We start from the raw sequence: 18,732 nt of genomic DNA, 5'->3' as shown, positions 1-18,732 counted from the left end.
CCTCATCTTATTTTTCTTTTTCGCATACAAAAAAACCTTGGTCATTGCTGAACAAGGTTTTTTATTAAGCTTAATAAAACAATGTTATTAGTGGTTAAGCTTGATAACCGCCTTTAATGCCCTTAGTGGTAACCGATACAGCATCATGCGCGTGTAAACTTTCATAATGATTTACGCGTAACCAAAAATCACTAAATTGTGTTTGTTGATGTAATGCATATTGTAATTGACGTGCAGCATCTTCACAGAACATTAAGTTTTGACCATTTAAACGTGCAAATTCTTGTTCATCTTCACGTTTTACCGCTGCTTGTACTGGCGTTTTTAATGTTGCTTCAATTAAATCAATCAGTGCAATAATTGGGAAGTTATCAGCAGTTGTCTGAAGTTTAACTTTCACCTGTGCAACACTACGTTGGCTATGCGGTGTTGCTACAATACCTTGAGTAGAACCTAACCAAGCCACAATTTCGTCTTTATCAAGTGTTGCTGCTTGCGCATATTTTTTACTGAATGCATCTTGAATCAATTGACGAGCTAACGCTGCTGAACATGGGCAAGTTGAAGAATATGGCACATCAACTTGAAGCTCAATATCCAGCTCTCCGTCTATTAAACGTCCGATAATAACAATTGGGTAAGCTTTCCAACCACGTTTTTCACTGATTAATGATTTGCGACGTAAATTATAATCAAATGCGATTTTAACAAAGGCTTCTGAACTTAAGTCTTGATGACTCTCGATAAACCCTTCTAATAAAGTCGTTAATGTCGCTAACGTTAGTTCAGATTCTGTTGAAAGTTGATCTAGTTGCAGGTACAAGCGTGACATGTGAATGCCTTTGGCTTGCGGGTCACCCAGATTAACAAATAATTCAGCATTAGCACTGACTTGTTGAGCAGGGCAGTTATCTGTTTGTACCATCAATGGTAACTCAATATTACTCATACCTACGCGATCTAACGCGCCTTCTGTTTGAGCTTGTGCACTATTTGCGATATCTGGCATTGCCATTCAATAAGGCTCCCTTCAACATGCTTTACATGGATAAATGAATATAAAAAGAAGCGCGCATTATAAACGGGATCACAAAAATTAAAAACCACCAAATACAAAGGTTTTATCTAAGTGATTGATAATTTATCCCTATACTTGAAAAATGATTGATTTTAAATGCTTTATTGATGTTGATTATGATTATATGTCGAGTCTAGGTGTAAAATGAGTTGCAAGAAGTTATAACGATACAATGCAATATCCAATTGCCTTTATTTGTATTGTGTCTCAGATAAATGAATATTGAATACAGAATAACAAACCCTGAGCACTTAGGATTATTTTTAATAGCTAAAAAACGGTTACACTAAGCGTCCTATCATTTAATCCTGTCATTCATTTAAGTTATTAATATTGTGAGGAACTGTGAGTCTATTTAATCTAAAAACATGGGTACATTATTATGTTTCGCTATTGAAACGTTTAGGCCCTATAAAATTTAGTATGTTGTTAGCCTTTGCGATTATTCTAGGCGATGCTTGTATTCAAATTATCATTGCACAGCTGTTTTCTGAGACACTCGATATGGCCGATATTTATCGTTCGGTTATGTTAGGTTTATTGATCACACCATGGGCGGTTTATTTTTTAACGGTAGTGGTTGATGATTTAGATAATGCGCGTCAACGTTTAGCAATGACAGTCGATAAATTAGAGAAAATATCACAGCGAGACAAAGCTAAAACACACTTGTTAGAAAATGAGATTGTAGATCATCAAAAAACACAGCTGCAACTACGCGAAGGTAAAAAATTATTACAATCCTTTTTTGATACCTCTCCCGACTTGATTTTTCATCGAGATTTAGTGGAGCGCTTTGTCAGTTGTAACAAAGCAATGGAAGAGATCTCGGGTAAAACAGAAGCTGAATTAATTGGTTTATTACCTGCTGATATCTATTCCGATGAGTATGCTCACTCTGTGTCATTGAGACATAAAAAAGTGATTGAAACGCATCTTGAGCAGATCCATGAAACGTGGTTGGAATACCCAAACGGGCGCATGGCCTATTTTGAAATCCGTGCGTTGCCCTTATTTAATAGCCAGCGTGAATGTGTTGGTTTAATTGGTTTTGGTCGCGACATTACTGAGCGTAAAAAACACCAGGAATTTTTAGAAAAAGCCAGTCGCGATAAAACTACTTTTATTTCAACGATTAGTCATGAGCTGCGAACGCCACTCAATGGTATCGTTGGCTTAAGTCGCATGTTACTAGATGAAAACTTTAATAAAGAACAGACTCAATATCTTAAAACCATTCATATGAGTGCTATCACCCTAGGGAATATATTCAATGATATTGTCGACCTTGATAAGTTAGACAGACGACGTCTTAATTTAGTCAATGACTGTATCAATGTAGATGATTTTATTAATGATTTACAAAGCCTTGCGTATATTCAAACGGAGCAAAAAAAGTTAACTTTAATCTTCAAACAACAAGGGGAGTTACCTAAATGTATTAACTCTGATGGTACCCGTTTACGACAAGTCCTATGGAACTTGATTACTAATGCCGTTAAGTTTACCGAACAAGGTGAAGTGACTATACGCTGTAGCAGTTTTATAGAAGATCAAAAAACATGGTTAAATTTTGAAGTCGAAGATACTGGCGTTGGTATCCCCAAAGATAAGTTAGATAAAATATTCGCCATGTACTATCAAGTTCAGGGCGAGCGCCACGCAACGGGAACGGGTATAGGTTTGTCGGTTTCAAGCCAAATTGCAAAAGCAATGAATGGGCGTTTAACGGTTCGTAGTGAATTAGGAAAAGGCAGTACATTCACGCTTAGTTTACCGACAGTGTGTGTTGCCGCATCAAAAAAAGAGTCAATCTTCCAAGTACCAACATTGTCTATTTTGCTAGTAGAAGATATAGAACTAAACATCTTAGTTGCAAGGGCCTTATTAGAAAAGCAAGGTCACCATGTAGATGTGGCAATGGATGGACAGCAAGCGCTCGATAAGGTGGCTGATAAAGAATATCAGTTGATTCTGATGGATATACAATTGCCAGATATGAATGGTTATGAGGTGACACAGCGTCTACGTGAAATTCATTCTGAATTACCGCCAATCGTTGCCTTAACAGCAAATGTATTTTCCGATACACAGCAGTTTATTGAAAAAGGTTTGGATGATGCAATTGGTAAACCCTTAAGTTTGCCTTTATTTAATAGCATGTTGGAACGCCATTTCAGTGAACAAAAAGAAGTGGTTACTAATCTCATTAATGTGCAGCCTGCGATACAAAAAGTGCCTAAGGTTGAATTATTTAATGAACAAATGTTGAAAGAATTAATGGAGTTTTTACCGACTTCAGTGATGTTAGATAACGTCTCTTTATTTGAAACTATGATGCCTGAATATTTGTCTATTCTAGAAAGTCATATGGTGGCAAAAAATGAAAAAGGGATCGCTTCGCAATCACATAAAATAAAAGGAGCCGCGGCTTCCGTAGGATTGTTACGTATTCAGAAGTTAGCGCAAAAGATGCAATCCCCAGAATTACCGGCTTGGTGGGACAATATTGATGATTGGCACGAGTTGATCAAAGTCGGTTACCTTGAAGATGTAAAAAAACTGAGGAAGTGGATTGTTGCCAATAGCGGGTAATATCTATGTAGATTAGGTCTGAAGGTTTTTAAATTGGGTTAATAAATAAGGTGATTTTTACAATTTAGGCTTTCTAATTGAACGATTTTAATTAGTTGGCTCTAAGCCTAATTAAACCAGATAAATATGCTACAAATAATAAAAAAGGCCAGTAAAACTGGCCTTTTTAAATTTAATCAATGTAGATAACGATCTCTTTTTTGTTTACTTTAAATTCGCTCCACATTGAATTCGCAATAGCAGCGAGTTATTCTAATTCACCACAAAAGCGGTAACCTTCACCGTGAATCGTCGAAATAATTTCTGCTGACTCTGGGACTGTTTCAAAGTGTTTACGAATACGACGTATGGTGACATCTACCGTGCGGTCATGCGCTTTTAATTCTCGTCCTGTCATTTTCATTAATAGATCCGCTCGAGTCTGTATTTTCCCTGGATTTTCAATGAAATGTAAAATCGCTCGGAACTCACTACGCGGTAGTTTGAACACTTCACCATTGGGGCTAATCAACGAGCGACTATCTATTTCTAGTGTCCAACCACTGAATTTATAATGCTCAACCTTTTGGCGTACTTGCTCAAAATATAGGGTGTCTTGCATGGTACGTGTTAATAAGTTGCGCGCTCTAATGGTCAATTCACGCGGATTAAAAGGTTTAGTAATATAATCATCTGCACCAATTTCTAAACCAAGGATTTTATCCACTTCGTTGTCACGACCGGTTAAGAAAATAAGTGCAATGTTTTTATGTTCACGTATCTCTCTTGCTAATAAAAGTCCATTTTTACCTGGTAAGTTAATATCCATGATAATTAGGTTTATTTCATTTTGCTCTAATACTTGGTGCATTTCAGTACCGTCATTAGCTTCAAATACTTGATAACCTTCGGCTTCAAAAACGCTTTTTAATGTACTTCTTGTTACTAACTCATCTTCTACAACTAAAATGTTAGCGCTAGACATGAATTGACTCCTATAAAAATTAATAATGCTTTGCTCAACCTGTGCGGGATAATATTAGGTTAAGTGAAACTGTCATGGCGCGCAGATTTTCGGCCGTTTTTTTAAACAATTAATCATGCTAAATTTAATGCTGTTTAAAAAGTCTCAGTTTTCAGTGCTTAAAGTGTAATTACTTAACATATAGATAACAACTTATTATGGATTTAAACAAGCGTTTTACCTTGTCTATTTGATATTTATCAAGTCACAGAGGCTGGGAATTAACATTTTGTTATTTGTTATGCGAATTAATTGCAAGCTCGATCGGTTGTTTGTTCCAGTACGCTATAAGCTTTGATATAATCTCACCATAAATTTATTTAATAATGAAACTATTAACACATATGTATTTTATTTTATTTTCTCCGCTCAAACCGAAGAAAGCTGCGCTTAGTTCGCAGCTTTTTTTGCTATTTGTAAAAAAGAAAATCTATACATTCATAAAACCCGCTATTGAAAGCGGGTTTTTTCGTATTAAAGCAGGGAGGTACGATGCGCGTACTTAAATTTGGCGGCACTTCATTAGCAAATGCTCAACGTTTCAATCAGGTGGCTGATATTGTTATTAACAATCAGCAACAGTCTCAAATCGCTCTTGTATTATCAGCGCCTTCAGGGGTGACCAATAACTTGGTAGCGGTAGTAGAAAAAACCAGCCAAGGATTGTCTGCTGATGAGCATTTAATTGCAATTCAAAAAATCTTCTCTGAGCTCATTAAAGGCCTAAAAGAAACCTACGCTGAATTAGCAGACGACTTGTTACGCAACACCTTTGAAAATGAAATTGCTGAACTGAGTAATTTATTAGAAGGCGTGCGTTTATTAGGCCAATGTCCAGCGAGTATCGAAGCACGTATTTTAAGTAAAGGTGAAGTGTTAAGTGTTGCTTGTATGAAGCAATTGCTTATTGCTAAAGGCCAAGATGTTGAAGTAATTGTGCCTCAACAAAAATTAATCTCTTTTAAAGGTGGTTATTTAGAAGCACAAATAGACATTAAAACATCACGCAAATTATTAGCTGAAGATGCAATTGTTGCTAACGCTATCTATTTAATGCCGGGTTTTACAGCAGGTAATGAAGAAGGTGAAACATTAGTTTTAGGACGTAATGGTTCAGATTATTCAGCTGCCGTTTTAGCCGCTTGTTTAAAAGCAGAATGCTGTGAAATATGGACCGATGTTGATGGCGTTTACAGCTGTGACCCGCGCTTAGTTAAAGATGCAAAATTACTCACATCGTTAAGCTATGCAGAAGCCATGGAGCTTTCTTATTTTGGCGCAAAAGTATTGCATCCAAAAACTATCGCGCCTATTGCGCAGCACCATATTCCTTGTCTTATTAAAAATACACATAATCCTCAAGCGGAAGGTACCTTGATTAGTGCACAAACAAGTAATCAGAAGTTACGTGTAAAAGGCATTTCAGATCTTAAAGGACTGAGTATGCTAAGTATTTCAGGCCCTGGTATGAAAGGGATTGTAGGCATGGCTGGTCGTATCTTCTCGACGGTTTCTCGTGCTGGTGTTTCAATTATTTTGATCACACAATCTTCATCGGAATACAGTTTAAGCTTTTGCATTTATTCAAATGATACACAACAAGCGATAGATGCATTAACTGAAGAATTTAGCCTAGAATTTGAAAATAATTTACTAGAAGAAATCGATGTGATTGACAAACAAGCTATTATTTCGCTTGTTGGTGATGGCATGAAAAAAGAAAAAGGTGTTGCCGCGCGTTTTCTAACCGCACTGACTGATGCTTCTATTAACGTGACTGCAATTGCACAGGGATCTTCAGAACGTTCTATCTCTGCCGTAGTTTCTGAGAAAAAAGCTAATGAAGCAGTGATTGCATGTCATCACAGTTTCTTTAGCAGTACGCAATTTATTGACCTGTTTGTAATTGGCTGTGGTGGTGTTGGTGGTGCATTGATTGATCAAATTCATCGCCAACAGACCTATTTAGCAGAACGCAATATTGCGATTCGAGTTTGTGGTGTGGTTAACAGCCGTGCGATGTTATTGGATGTTCATGGTGTTGACCTAAACAATTGGCGCGATTTATTAAAAGATGCCACTGAAGAGTTATCGCTAGTGGCAATGAAGAACCTCGTTAATGGTTCGCATATTATAAATCCTGTGATTGTTGATTGTACTAGTAACGATGGTATTGCAGCACGTTATGTTGACTTTTTAGGCGCAGGTTTCCACGTGGTCACTGCCAATAAAAAAGCTAACACAAGTAGCATGGATTACTACCACCAGTTACGTTTAACTGCGTTAATGAAACGTCGTAAGTTTTTATATGATACTAACGTGGGTGCTGGTCTACCGGTAATTGAAAATATACAAAATCTATTCAACGCAGGTGACCGTTTAGTTAAATTTAATGGTATTTTATCTGGCTCTTTATCGTTCATCTTTGGTAAGTTAGATGATGGAAAATCATTTTCAGATGTAACCTCTGAAGCGCGTAATCTTGGTTTTACTGAACCTGACCCTCGTGATGATTTAAGTGGAACAGACGTTGCGCGTAAGCTACTTATTTTAGCCCGTGAGTCTGGAATGGACATAACGTTAGATGATGTCGAAGTAGAGCAAGCATTACCGCCTGGTTTTGATGATACTGGGACTGCTGATGAGTTTATGGCACGTTTGCCAGAAGCAGATCAGTACTTTAAACAGTTGCAAGATAAAGCTAATGAAGAAGGTAAAGTATTACGTTACATTGGCAGCATTGAAGATGGTAAATGTAAATGTAGTATTATGGCCGTGGATGAAAACGATCCATTGAATAAAGTAAAAGATGGCGAAAATGCGCTGGCGTTTTATAGTCAATATTACCAACCTATTCCGTTAGTATTGCGCGGTTATGGTGCTGGTACGGAAGTCACGGCAGCAGGTGTGTTTGCTGATGTACTTCGTACATTGAACTGGAAACAGGAGTTCTAACATGGTTGCAATTTTTGCTACTATAAAACAATTTAAAAATGCTTGCGTAATGTGTTTTACGAACAGCGTTCAAATTCAGAAACAGGGGTTTTAATATGTCTATTGTTGTTTACGCTCCAGCTTCAACGGCAAATGTAAGTGTGGGATTTGACGTATTAGGTGGCGCTTTAACTCCTATTGATGGTTCTCCATTAGGTGACCGCGTTATGATCACTAAAGGTGATTACGGGTTTTCATTACAATGTGTTGGCCCTTATGCACATAAATTACCCGATGACTCTAAGAGTAATATTGTTTACGACTGTTATTTAGCTTACCAGGTGGAGCTTGCAAAGCAGCATAAAGAAATATTACCCGTGTCATTGACCTTAGAAAAAAATCTTCCTGTTGGAAGTGGTTTGGGGTCTAGTTCAAGTTCCATCGTAGCTGCACTAGAAGCCTTAAATGCATGGCATGACTATCTATTAGATGAGCATGTGATGTTAACTATCATGGGTGAAATGGAAGGTAAAATTAGTGGCAGCGTACATTATGATAATGTTGCTCCTTGTTACCTTGGTGGTATGCAATTGATGATCAATGAAGGTGGCGTTATTAGCCAGACCATCCCTTCATTTAAAGAGTGGTATTGGGTAGTTGCTTATCCTGGTATTACTATTTCAACCGCCGCAGCTCGTGACATATTACCATCGCAATATCGCTTGTCTGATGCCTTGACTTATGGCCGTCGCTTAGGGGCATTTGTGCATGCTTGTCATAGTGAACAACCGGCTTTAGCAGCGTTAATGCTGAATGACGTGATTGCTGAACCTTATCGTTCTCAATTGATTCCAGGTTTTGATCAAGCGCGCTTATTTGCACAACAAAGTGGTGCACTGGCGATGGGGATTTCTGGCTCTGGCCCAACGGTATTTGCAGTGATGAGTGATTTGTCACAAGCAGAATTATTAAAAACTTGGTTAACGGAAAACTTTCTTCAAAATGAAGAGGGGTTCTGTCATATTTGTCACCTTGATGAACAAGGTGCACGCGTGTTAGGAAAAGAATTATGAATTTATACAACATTAAAGACAACAGCGAACAAGTCAGCTTTCAACAAGCTGTTAAACAAGGATTAGGGCGTGGCCAAGGCTTATTTTTCCCTGAAGCTATTATTCCATTAGACAATATCGATTCGTTACTTGAAATGAATTTAGTGGATCGCTCAACTGAAATTTTATCACATTTGATTGGTGATGAACTGAGCAAGCAAGCTGTTTATGAAATCGTATCTAATGCCTTTACTTTTCCTGCTCCAGTTAAAAAAGTCACTGAAAATATTAATGCATTAGAGCTATTTCATGGTCCTACGTTAGCCTTTAAAGACTTTGGTGGCCGTTTCATGGCGCAGTGTTTAGCGCAATTCAAAGACGATGGAAAAATCACTATTTTAACCGCTACATCTGGTGATACTGGCGCTGCAGTTGCGCATGCTTTTTACGGCATGGAAAATATTAATGTTGTTATCCTTTATCCAAAAGGAAAAATTAGCCCATTACAAGAAAAATTATTTTGTACATTAGGTGGCAATATCACAACGGTTGCGATTGAAGGTGACTTTGATGATTGTCAGACGATGGTTAAACAAGCATTTGATGACCAAGAGTTAAAACAAGCAGTGGGTTTAAACTCTGCAAACTCAATTAATATTAGTCGTCTTGTTGCACAAATTTGTTACTACTTTGAAGCGTTTGCACAATTATCTGTTGAACAACGTGATAACTTGGTGGTTTCGGTACCGAGTGGTAATTTTGGTGATTTAACGGCGGGGCTATTAGCTAAAGCGTTAGGATTACCGATTAAACGTTTTATTGCTGCAACCAATGAAAATGATACGGTGCCTCGTTATTTACAAGAAGGCACATGGGCACCGAAAAAGACTGTAGCAACACTTTCAAATGCGATGGATGTGAGTGCGCCAAATAACTGGCCACGTATTGAAGAGCTATTTAAAGTTAAAGGCTGGTCATTAACGGAACTAGGTTATGGCAAGCTGTCGGATCAAGAAACAAAAGACACCTTGATCGAAATGGATAAACTAGGTTATTTATGTGAGCCACATGGCGCAATTGCTTATCATGAGTTGACGAAACAGCTTAAAGATAACGAAACTGGTTTGTTCTTATGTACAGCGCATCCTGCTAAGTTTAAAGAAAGTGTTGAAGATATTTTAGGGCGTGACATTTTCATCCCTGAAGAGTTAGCATCACGTGCAGAATTGCCTCTATTATCAAAAGAGTTCCCTGTTGATTTTGCAAAAGTACGTGAATTACTCATGTCTTTATAAGCTTCAACTACTTTTTAAATAATAAACAAGGGCGTATTACACGCCCTTTTTTGGGAGTTAAAAATGGGTAAAGTATTAAACGATCTGTTAAAGCAATTAAGCTTAGAAAAGTTAGAAGAAAACTTGTTTCGTGGTGATAGCCAAGATTTAGGGTTTGGCGCAGTATTTGGTGGCCAAGTAATGGGGCAAGCGATTTCTGCTGCTAAAGAAACCGTTAAAAAGGAACAGCAAGTACACTCATTTCACTCTTATTTTTTACGTCCAGGTAAAACAGATCGGGCTATTGTTTACGATGTTGAAAGAATTCGCGACGGTAATTCACTTTCTGCAAGACGAATCAAGGCTATTCAAAACGGTAAGCCTATTTTTTATATGACCGCTTCATTTAAAGCACCTGAAAAGGGCTTTGAGCATCAAGATGAGATGCCTGAAGCACCTGCCCCAGAAGATCTTATTTCTGAGCAAGAGATGGCTTTATTACATTCTGACCTGTTACCCGCTTCTATTCGTGACAAGTTAGTTGCTGAAAAACCGATAGAAATGCGTCCAGTAACATTAATCAATCCTATTGAACCTGAAATTGAACCGGCAACACGCTTAGTCTGGTTTAAGGCTAATGGACGTATGCCCGATGATTTACGCGTTCATCGCTATTTATTAGCCTATGCATCAGATTTCAATTTTTTACCAACTGCATTACAACCGCATGGTGTTTCTTTTTTTAGTGAAGGTATGCAAGTGGTGACGATTGATCACTCAATGTGGTTCCACCATGATTTTCGCTTAGATGAGTGGTTACTTTATTCGGTAAAAAGTTCAGTCGCATCCGATGGCCGTGGTTTAGTGTCAGGCAAGTTTTTCTCTCGAGACGGCAAGTTAGTTGCCTCCACTATTCAAGAAGGGCTGATTCGCCAGCGTCGTAAAGCAAAACCAGAAGCAAAGGTAGAAACGAGCGAAAAATAGCATTTTTTAGAAAAAGTGACTATGAGAAAAAGGTGACTACAAACAAAGTGGTTATTTGAGCTAGTTACTTTGAATGGTTATTTATCAATAACTGTTTTGAATAGTAACTATAAACTCATTTGGCAGAGTTGCTTTTAAAGATGATCAGTGTGAAAACTAGTCAGTTTGGAAGCTAATCAGTTTGGAAGCTAATCAGTTTGGAAGCTAATCAGTTTGAAGATAATCGCTTTAAATTAAAATATGTAGAGGGGAAATCTTGAAAAAGTGGTGGAGCTATGCGGGATCGAACCGCAGACCTCAACGCTGCCAGCGTTGCGCTCTCCCAGCTGAGCTATAGCCCCACTATAGTGCGTAATCAATAACGCAGTGGATGTTTTAGTAGGTTGGGAAATCTATTTACTAAAAACAGAGCGGATTGTATTCGCCCTGTTTTTAGTTGTCAATTTCAAATAGTGTAAAAACTCTGTTTCGATTCAAATATTTGTTGGTTCTTGTGTTTTTACTCTGTATTTGTACAATAGTTAATCAAGTCGATAAGTAAATAACGGGTTGAGCATATGTTGTTATTTTATTGCTATTCGATAAAAACGTGTTGTACCACTGACCTCGTTACCTACTATTAAAATTGGTGTACCGCTTGGGCTATCTTTTGCACTTACAAACTTGAAGCCTTCAGGACCTAAGTCACCAGCATCAACTTGATAGGTGGTGATCCCTTGTTCATTCTTTTGCTTATTTTGTGCTGGATTGATCGTCATATCGCGATTATTAAGATATTGTACAAATCGTGCCTGTTCAGGTTTGCTAATATCATAAACCATAATTCCACCCATTCGCTCTAACCCTATAAATGCGTAAGTTTTACCATTTATTGAGCCAGTGGTTAATGCTTCTGGTTCAGGACCTTTTTTTGCACTTCGATTTTCTGCTTTGAGTTTGTTGTGCGTTTGGTTGAAATTATTACCGTATTTTTGTGCTGTTAATCGTTCAAAATCACTACCTGAATCAAATACCATTTTACTGCTATTAATGTCCCATATAGAAAAAGAGCGTCCTCCGAAGGTTAATAAACGATTTATTTTTCCATCACCGTCTAAGTCACCATGCTGAGCTGTTAATGAATGTGAAAATTTAATTCTTTTAACCGTCTCCTGATATGCTCCACCTTTTGTAAAGTTGGATAAGTCTAATTTAGCACTAGCCAATTGCGGTTGATAATCCTTAGAAGATAATGCATTTTTTAATCTTATATTATCGCCACACTGAGCATCTTGTAAATGGTAATAAAAATGCCCAGCTTCACAATCAGCTTGTGTTAAATCACTTATCCAATCACTGCGATCGTCACCTTCATTCGCTGTAATTAAATAATCAATACCGTTAATGCGAGTGGTCGCAATTGAATCCGGTTGATACATTCCTAACAACGCTTCATTTTTTAATAAAGCTTGTTTGTCTTTATCATTGCCATCAATTTCATTACCTTTTAGCAAGTGGTCTTTAAAACCAAGTGACATAATACGTTCAATGGACTTTGCTGCTAAATCTATAATCGCGATAGCATTATTTTCCTGCAGTGCGACATAAGCTTTACTACTATCTGAGTTGATGGCTATATATTCAGGCTCTAAATCTTGCGAAACACTAGCTTGGTAACCATTTAATAATAAATTTTTTGGTAGTTGATGGTGACGCGATCCACCATGATTGAAATCAGTGAATGTTAAGCGGGTGAGGGCGGTATTTAATATTTTATTGGTCCATTTAATATCTAAGATAGCAATCTCGCCTTCTGGGTCAACGGTATAATTTCCGTTGCTAGGCTCTGCCTCTATAGCGACGACTAACTGTTGTCCGTTAGGAGTAAAAGTTAACATGTCAGGTAAGGCTCCGACAGAAAGTGCAGAGATAAAGCGTAAATCTTGGGTATCGTAAAATGCGATCCAGCCATTATCTGTTTTAGTTTTAGCTGCAATAGCAACTGCTAATAATCCATTATATACATCAACACTATTAGCAGCTCCGGCTTCGCTGTTGAATTGCTTCTTTATATCTTCTTTGATATCTAGGCTGTTAACAAAAGTGGGGTTATCAATATTTTTGCTATCTAATATATCAATCTTGCCTGATTGTGCATTGACGACAAATGTTTTCTGGGTCAGCTTATCAAAAGTAACAATTTCAGCTGCACTCTGGTCAAAGATATTTGACTGGTATCGTCCTGCTTCCTGTAATTCAATGCTTTGGTTGATGTGTTGCTCAATGCTTTCGCTTATATTGCGATCAATGTTCTGCTCAGATCCAGATATTGTTACAGGAGTATTTGTACAGCCAATTAAAGTAGAAGAAAGAATAATGCTAGTCAGTAAATTAAGTTTCATTGATAACCTTCCATAGAATAGTAAATAAAGTGCGCATACTTGTACCGTTAAAAGATGACATTTTTATTAAAATCCGTTTTTTATAATAAAAAAGGCAAATAAATTATTTGGCCTGCTGTTTACCTATTTATCTATTCATTTATGTACCTATATATTTGTAAGTGACTTCAAGCGTTAAATGTTAGTGGGGGTATTTTAAGCTAAAATTGTTTGTTAAATATCAATATGTTGAAATAATCAGCAATCAGTTAGTAAATTATATTTTATTGCGGTTTAGGGGTTGTGACTGACATTAATTTCTCTATAATGCTCGTCATTGCTTAAGCACGCTTTAAAGCAATCGCCCGGGTGGTGAAATCGGTAGACACAAGGGATTTAAAATCCCTCGACTTATGGTCGTGACGGTTCAAGTCCGTCTCCGGGCACCAATTATAAGAAAAAGCCTCAACTAATGTTGAGGCTTTTTTTTGCTTAAAATTCGAGTTGTATTGGCATTAGAAAGTTTGATTTAGGGGAACTGAAAATCGTTCCCCATCTTTATATTCTCTTATCTTTTACATGTTAACGATCGCTGAGCCTAATTTTTCAGCCTCGCTTAAGGAGTGCGTCACCATTATGAAAGTAGTATTAGTCTGCTGATGAATACTCTTTACTAAATCTTGTAAACTTTCACGTGTTTCTGGATCCAGTGCTGAAAATGGTTCATCCATCAACACAATGGCAGGGCGATGAGCAATACCTCTGATAATACCCACTCTTTGACGTTGACCACCACTGAGTTGATCAGGAAATTGATGTAGTAGTTCATGACTCAAATTGACCAAGGGCAACAATTCATCGATGCGTTTTTGACAGGCTTCAGACGACATATTTAATAGCGTGAGGCAATAGATCATATTTTGGTAAACGGTTAAGTGAGGGAATAAAGCACCTTCTTGTAGTATATAACCAATGCGACGTCGGTTATCTATTGCATTTTCTGCGGTCAATCGTTTGCCATCAATATTGATATCACCTTGTTGCGGTATTAGTAAACCATTCATCAAGCGTAATAATGTTGATTTTCCACAGCCACTTTCACCAGTTAAACAAACGAAACTACCTGCCTCAATGTTAAGGTAAAAATTCTTAAGCACTATTTTATCATCATAGGAAAAAGTCACATTATTAACGGCAACCACTATTTTTTTATTGCTCATGTTTATTCCTTAGTGTTGCTAAAAATTCTTGTGCTATTGCCTTAGGTGTTTCCTTTAACACTTCAAGTTGGTAGTTCATTTTGCGCATTTTATCGGTAGAAATTTCACCTTCCAATTGCATCAACAGTTTAGTTAACGCTGGGTATTGTTGTAATATCGCTTCTCTTATTACGATCCCCGCCTCATAGTCGGGAAAGAAGTGCTTATCATCGACTAATACCTGCAAGTTCAAGGCTTCAATTTGTGCGTCCGTGGTAAAGGCATCGATGGCATTAACCTTGCCTTCTTCGATGGCTTTATAGCGTAAACTGATATCCATTTCATGAAGTTTGGCAAATTTAAAAGGGTAAACCTTGATCAAGCTGGGATAAGCATCTGCGCGCTCAAAAAATTCAAATTCTGCACCAAAATCAAAATCACCACTATGGCGTACTAAATCTGAATACGTTTTTATCTGTTTTTGTGCTGCGATAGATTCTGGAATTGCAATGGCATAGGTATTATTCATCCCCAATAAACCTAACCACTTTAATTGGTAATTTTCTTGGTACTGTTGTTGTAATTGCCCAAAATCTAGCTGTGATTTTTGGTTTAACACATTCATCCAAGCTGTACCCGTATACTCTACATACATGTCCAGATCACCAGACAGTAGTGCTGGGTGTATATTAGTTGTGCCGCCGCCAATACCAAACTGTCGAATTACATGGATATCAGTTTCATTTTCAATTAGTTGAGACATTATTTCGCCCAATATGTATTGTTCTGACATGGGTTTTGAAGCAATTGTAATCACCCTTTCTTTAGCACTTGCGAAGGGATTAATATAAGCCAAGGACATCACTAATAAAACAGCTAAAACGGCGAGGTTAATATAGATAAAATGCTTTTGTGAAGGCAGTGCATTACGACTAATGATGCGCTGAAGATTATTCTTTTTCTCTAATGTCCCTACAAACTTATCGCCCAAAATAGCAAATAACGAAATCCCTAAAGAACCGGTTACAATTAATGACGTATTCATTGTATTCAAGCCGCGGAAAATAGCTTGCCCAAGGCCGCCTGCACCAATGAGAGCGGCTAACCCTGTCAAAGCAATCACCATCACCGTGGTAATTCGTAATCCAGATAAAATGCTGGGTAACGCTAGGGGGAAGTAAATATGACGAAATAATTGCAGTGGTGTTGAGCCTAACCCTTTGGCAGCATCTACTAAATTATAAGGGACTTCTTTCATACCACTATAGGTGCTGTGCACAATAGGTAATAAGCCATATAATACCAATACAATTAATGCATTTTGTAACCCAATACCGACGATTGGAATGAGTAAACCAAACATTGCAATGGAGGGAATGGTGTATAAAAAGTTAACGGTAGGCATGATAATGCGTTGTGCTTTTGATGAATAAAAAACCCAAATACCAATAGCGACCCCAAACACACTAACAATGAGCATAGCTAAAAATGAAATTAGTAAATGCTCACTAAATAATGTTAAAAAATAACCTATTCTATCAATCAAATCCATTTAAGCAGACTTCCCTTTTAAGTGAGTAAAAAAACTATCCCAACTCTGATGTTCACGGCCAGCAGCTTGTAAAAAATCACTCGGATTATTCACTTTGTCTTCACGTATGCCTTGGTAAATACCTGCGATAATAGAGCCTAGAAAATCGCCTAATTCATTAGAGCGGGTTTTACGATAATCTTCTACGCTCATTGATTGGTAGGTTAGCTGTGCATCAAAGGCATCATTTAAATAGTTCGTCAGCTTTTGCTGTGAAATTGCCTCGCCATTTAGGTTATAAATTTTACCATTATGTTTATCTTCACTAAGCATACGCGCGTAAGCATAAGCTAGTTCAGGCCGCGTCGTATAACCACATAGGCCTTTATCTGCACAGTTAAAAACATGTCCAACTTTTTTATAATTATCGATATATTCAATATCAGGTTCAATATAAATACCATTTCGACCGATCACCCAATCTAAACCACTATCTATCACATCTTGTTCTGTTTGGCGGTTACTTTGCACCACTGGGGAAAAAGCGGTGCCTTCCTCGGCACCTTGAATGCTGGTATAAACAATCTTATTAACGCCCACTTGTTTAGCTGCATTGATTACATTACGGTGTTGACCAATTCGCTTACTGGGTTCATCCATACCTGATATGAGTAATAATGTATCTACATCTTGCAAAGATTGTTGCAATTGAGTGGGGTTTTCATAGTCGCCAGGACGCACCTCAACACCTAAATTTGCGGCTTTTTCTGGTGTACGAGCTAATGCAATAATATTTTCTTTAGGAATAAGTGCTAATAAAGCATTAACAATGCTAGCACCTAAGTGACCGCTCGCGGCTGTAACTGCAATTTTCATAGGGATCCCTTTGGTGTTAAAAGTATTTATATCCGTTAGCGCTTTACCTATAAGCCTAGAATCTGCTTACCTTACGGCTTACTGATTTTTATCTTGAATGATAACGGTTATATGACTGAGTTAAGTTATTTTAAATACTGACTTTGTTATTACAACTAATCCTGATAAGTTTATGAAAAAACATCAGGGCAGATATAATAAATGTGAACAAATTAACAGGAAAGGTTAATAGTGTCCTATTAATGGTAAATAAATAACTTTTTCAATTGCTTCCATTTTTTAACGTTGACTCTTATTTGAGTGCGTGGGTTTGAGTAAATCGATTTGAATAAATGGGTATTTGATTACATGCGCAATTAATTGATAATAAAAACAGAATTATTTAAATAATTTAATAATAAAAGGTTCCTATGCAGACTAAGCAAACTAAATTATCACCTTCACTTTGTATCGATGCTGTTTTTGGCAATTTATCTTTTGATCAAGCTTGCCAAGCAACGGCTCAAGCGAACATATCAACCATAGAGTTCTGGTCTTGGTGGGATAAAGATTTAACAGCATTGCAAACCGCTGTTAATCGTTATGACTTATCGATTTCATGTTGCTGTACTAAATTTATTAGCTTAGTAGACGTTGAACAACGTGGTGCTTATTTACAAGCATTAAGTGATTCAATTGCTGTGGCTAAAGAGTTAAAAATTAAAACTATTATTTCTCAAGTGGGGGATTTTATTGTAGGGATGCCACGCGAACAGCAAAAACAGTCATTAATAGATGGTTTAACTGCCGCTGCACCATTGTTAGAGGCCGCTGATATTACGTTAGTTGTTGAGCCTTTAAATGAACTAGTTGATCACCCTGGTTATTACTTAATAAAAAGTGCTGAAGCTTTTGATATTATTAAACAAGTTTCCAGCCCTAACGTAAAAGTGTTATTTGATATTTATCACCAGCAAATTAGCGAAGGAAATATTATCAATAATATATTGGCTAATATCGATTATATTGGTCATTTTCATGCAGCAGGACATCCTGGTCGCCATGAACTACAACATGGAGAGATTAACTATCCTGAAATTTTTTCTGCTATTAAACAAACTAATTTTAGCGGATATATAGGTTTAGAATATTGGCCACTAACTAACAATACAACTGACAATATAATTAACAATACTACCGAATCATTACAAGAAGTGGTGGGGTGGTTAGAGTAGTAGGTGCTACGATTTATTTTCAAGTCGATAATATTGGGACGCCTTAGATTTGAATAATGAGCAATGTTAAATCTGCTTTAGGTAGGGTTATTGTGCCGCCATTCCAAAACTAGAGTTAATGAGTATTGTTTTATTTTTCATCAATCAACTGATTTTATTTGGTTATTTTACTATTACGTCTTGTACTTAATAAAAAGTACTATATAATTCGCGCCACTTATCTAGAAACTTAGATAATCGCCCGGGTGGTGAAATCGGTAGACACAAGGGATTTAAAATCCCTCGACTTATGGTCGTGACGGTTCAAGTCCGTCTCCGGGCACCAATTTTAAGAAAAAGCTTCGCATTTGCGAAGCTTTTTTTTTGCCTATCATTTATGCTCTTTATTTTTCCACCTCTTCATCTTTCAATCATAGGGTATGCACCCATTTCATCTCTTTTAGATTAATCGCTCAATTCAGTAAATAGAAGCTTAACGATAAAAAAAGAACAAAATCATAAAAACAACTCAAAAGTAGTGGTTTGCATCATAGATATATTTATCTAGTTAAGTTAAATTTGATTTAATCATCTACTTGTCATTTTTTAGTTCGTTTAATACATTACTGAAAGAATAGTGACTCATAATAAAA

The 18,732-nt window shown here is 37.1% G+C and carries 12 protein-coding genes and 3 tRNA genes; 8 read left to right on the top strand and 7 right to left on the bottom strand.

Annotation, left to right across the window (positions count from 1 at the left end):
• Positions 1-94 precede the first annotated feature (94 nt).
• Positions 95-1,015, bottom strand: coding sequence for a GTP cyclohydrolase FolE2 (folE2, locus tag MT390_RS16620; RefSeq protein ID WP_166371874.1), 921 nt, complete (start codon positions 1,013-1,015; stop codon positions 95-97).
• Positions 1,016-1,423: 408 nt separating this feature from the next.
• Between folE2 and arcB the strand changes: the two genes are divergently transcribed.
• Positions 1,424-3,673, top strand: coding sequence for an aerobic respiration two-component sensor histidine kinase ArcB (arcB, locus tag MT390_RS16615; protein WP_499442217.1), 2,250 nt, complete (start codon positions 1,424-1,426; stop codon positions 3,671-3,673).
• 247 nt (positions 3,674-3,920) lie between these two features.
• Here arcB and arcA read toward each other — a convergent pair whose 3' ends face one another.
• Positions 3,921-4,637, bottom strand: coding sequence for a two-component system response regulator ArcA (arcA, locus tag MT390_RS16610; protein WP_166371872.1), 717 nt, complete (start codon positions 4,635-4,637; stop codon positions 3,921-3,923).
• Positions 4,638-5,168: 531 nt separating this feature from the next.
• Here arcA and thrA point away from each other — a divergent pair.
• From thrA to tesB, 4 genes are all read left to right on the top strand, one after another.
• A complete protein-coding gene (thrA, locus tag MT390_RS16605; RefSeq protein WP_299659065.1) occupies positions 5,169-7,631 on the top strand; it encodes a bifunctional aspartate kinase/homoserine dehydrogenase I in 2,463 nt (820 codons plus the stop codon).
• A 95-nt stretch (positions 7,632-7,726) separates the two neighbouring features.
• On the top strand, positions 7,727-8,683 hold the full coding sequence (thrB, locus tag MT390_RS16600; protein WP_499442214.1) for a homoserine kinase: 957 nt from the start codon (positions 7,727-7,729) through the stop codon (positions 8,681-8,683).
• Positions 8,680-9,957 carry a threonine synthase gene (gene thrC / locus MT390_RS16595; RefSeq protein WP_166371869.1) on the top strand — a complete coding sequence of 426 codons (1,278 nt, stop codon included), beginning with the start codon at positions 8,680-8,682 and terminating at the stop codon, positions 9,955-9,957. The genes thrB and thrC overlap by 4 nt, the downstream gene beginning before the upstream one ends.
• 63 nt (positions 9,958-10,020) lie before the next feature.
• Positions 10,021-10,920, top strand: a complete 900-nt coding sequence (tesB, locus tag MT390_RS16590; protein ID WP_299659075.1) for an acyl-CoA thioesterase II — start codon at positions 10,021-10,023, stop codon at positions 10,918-10,920.
• A 265-nt stretch (positions 10,921-11,185) separates the two neighbouring features.
• On the opposite strand, the gene MT390_RS16585 is transcribed toward tesB, so the two are convergent.
• Positions 11,186-11,261: transfer RNA gene (locus MT390_RS16585), tRNA-Ala, on the bottom strand.
• Positions 11,262-11,483: 222 nt separating this feature from the next.
• Positions 11,484-13,301 (bottom strand): choice-of-anchor I family protein, encoded by a 1,818-nt coding sequence (locus tag MT390_RS16580; protein ID WP_499442211.1) that lies wholly within the window; start codon positions 13,299-13,301, stop codon positions 11,484-11,486.
• Positions 13,302-13,643: 342 nt separating this feature from the next.
• Here MT390_RS16580 and MT390_RS16575 point away from each other — a divergent pair.
• A tRNA-Leu gene (locus MT390_RS16575) sits at positions 13,644-13,729 on the top strand.
• A 126-nt stretch (positions 13,730-13,855) separates the two neighbouring features.
• Here the strand turns inward: MT390_RS16575 and MT390_RS16570 are convergent.
• The 3 genes from MT390_RS16570 to MT390_RS16560 are packed head-to-tail and all read right to left on the bottom strand — an operon-like array spanning position 13,856 to position 16,886.
• On the bottom strand, positions 13,856-14,500 hold the full coding sequence (locus MT390_RS16570) for an ATP-binding cassette domain-containing protein (protein ID WP_499442209.1): 645 nt from the start codon (positions 14,498-14,500) through the stop codon (positions 13,856-13,858).
• The gene (locus MT390_RS16565) at positions 14,490-16,031 is read right to left on the bottom strand and encodes an ABC transporter permease/substrate-binding protein (RefSeq protein ID WP_499442207.1); all 1,542 of its coding nucleotides are present in this window, start codon (positions 16,029-16,031) and stop codon (positions 14,490-14,492) included. The genes MT390_RS16570 and MT390_RS16565 overlap by 11 nt, the downstream gene beginning before the upstream one ends.
• Positions 16,032-16,886: an SDR family oxidoreductase gene (locus MT390_RS16560; protein ID WP_499442205.1), complete on the bottom strand. Its 855-nt coding sequence runs from the start codon at positions 16,884-16,886 to the stop codon at positions 16,032-16,034. It abuts the gene before it with no gap.
• A gap of 410 nt (positions 16,887-17,296) precedes the next feature.
• On the opposite strand from MT390_RS16560, the gene MT390_RS16555 reads away from it, so the two are divergent.
• On the top strand, positions 17,297-18,100 hold the full coding sequence (locus tag MT390_RS16555; protein WP_499442203.1) for a TIM barrel protein: 804 nt from the start codon (positions 17,297-17,299) through the stop codon (positions 18,098-18,100).
• Positions 18,101-18,339: 239 nt separating this feature from the next.
• Positions 18,340-18,425, top strand: a tRNA-Leu gene (locus MT390_RS16550).
• Positions 18,426-18,732: the final 307 nt, after the last annotated feature.

The sequence above is a fragment of the Vibrio sp. 2-Bac 85 genome (assembly GCF_037546705.1).
GTDB lineage: Bacteria > Pseudomonadota > Gammaproteobacteria > Enterobacterales > Psychromonadaceae > Psychromonas.
This window is presented reverse-complemented; position numbering and strand designations above follow the sequence as displayed.

Bases quoted from the DNA above. Each gene is read 5' to 3' on its own strand.
- folE2 (WP_166371874.1), bottom strand. From the start codon at position 1,015: ATGGCAATGCCAGATATCGCAAATAGTGCACAAGCTCAAACAGAAGGC.
- arcA (WP_166371872.1), bottom strand. From the start codon at position 4,637: ATGTCTAGCGCTAACATTTTAGTTGTAGAAGATGAGTTAGTAACAAGA.
- thrA (WP_299659065.1), top strand. From the start codon at position 5,169: ATGCGCGTACTTAAATTTGGCGGCACTTCATTAGCAAATGCTCAACGT.
- thrB (WP_499442214.1), top strand. From the start codon at position 7,727: ATGTCTATTGTTGTTTACGCTCCAGCTTCAACGGCAAATGTAAGTGTG.
- thrC (WP_166371869.1), top strand. From the start codon at position 8,680: ATGAATTTATACAACATTAAAGACAACAGCGAACAAGTCAGCTTTCAA.
- tesB (WP_299659075.1), top strand. From the start codon at position 10,021: ATGGGTAAAGTATTAAACGATCTGTTAAAGCAATTAAGCTTAGAAAAG.
- MT390_RS16580 (WP_499442211.1), bottom strand. From the start codon at position 13,301: ATGAAACTTAATTTACTGACTAGCATTATTCTTTCTTCTACTTTAATT.
- MT390_RS16570 (WP_499442209.1), bottom strand. From the start codon at position 14,500: ATGAGCAATAAAAAAATAGTGGTTGCCGTTAATAATGTGACTTTTTCC.
- MT390_RS16565 (WP_499442207.1), bottom strand. From the start codon at position 16,031: ATGGATTTGATTGATAGAATAGGTTATTTTTTAACATTATTTAGTGAG.
- MT390_RS16560 (WP_499442205.1), bottom strand. From the start codon at position 16,886: ATGAAAATTGCAGTTACAGCCGCGAGCGGTCACTTAGGTGCTAGCATT.
- MT390_RS16555 (WP_499442203.1), top strand. From the start codon at position 17,297: ATGCAGACTAAGCAAACTAAATTATCACCTTCACTTTGTATCGATGCT.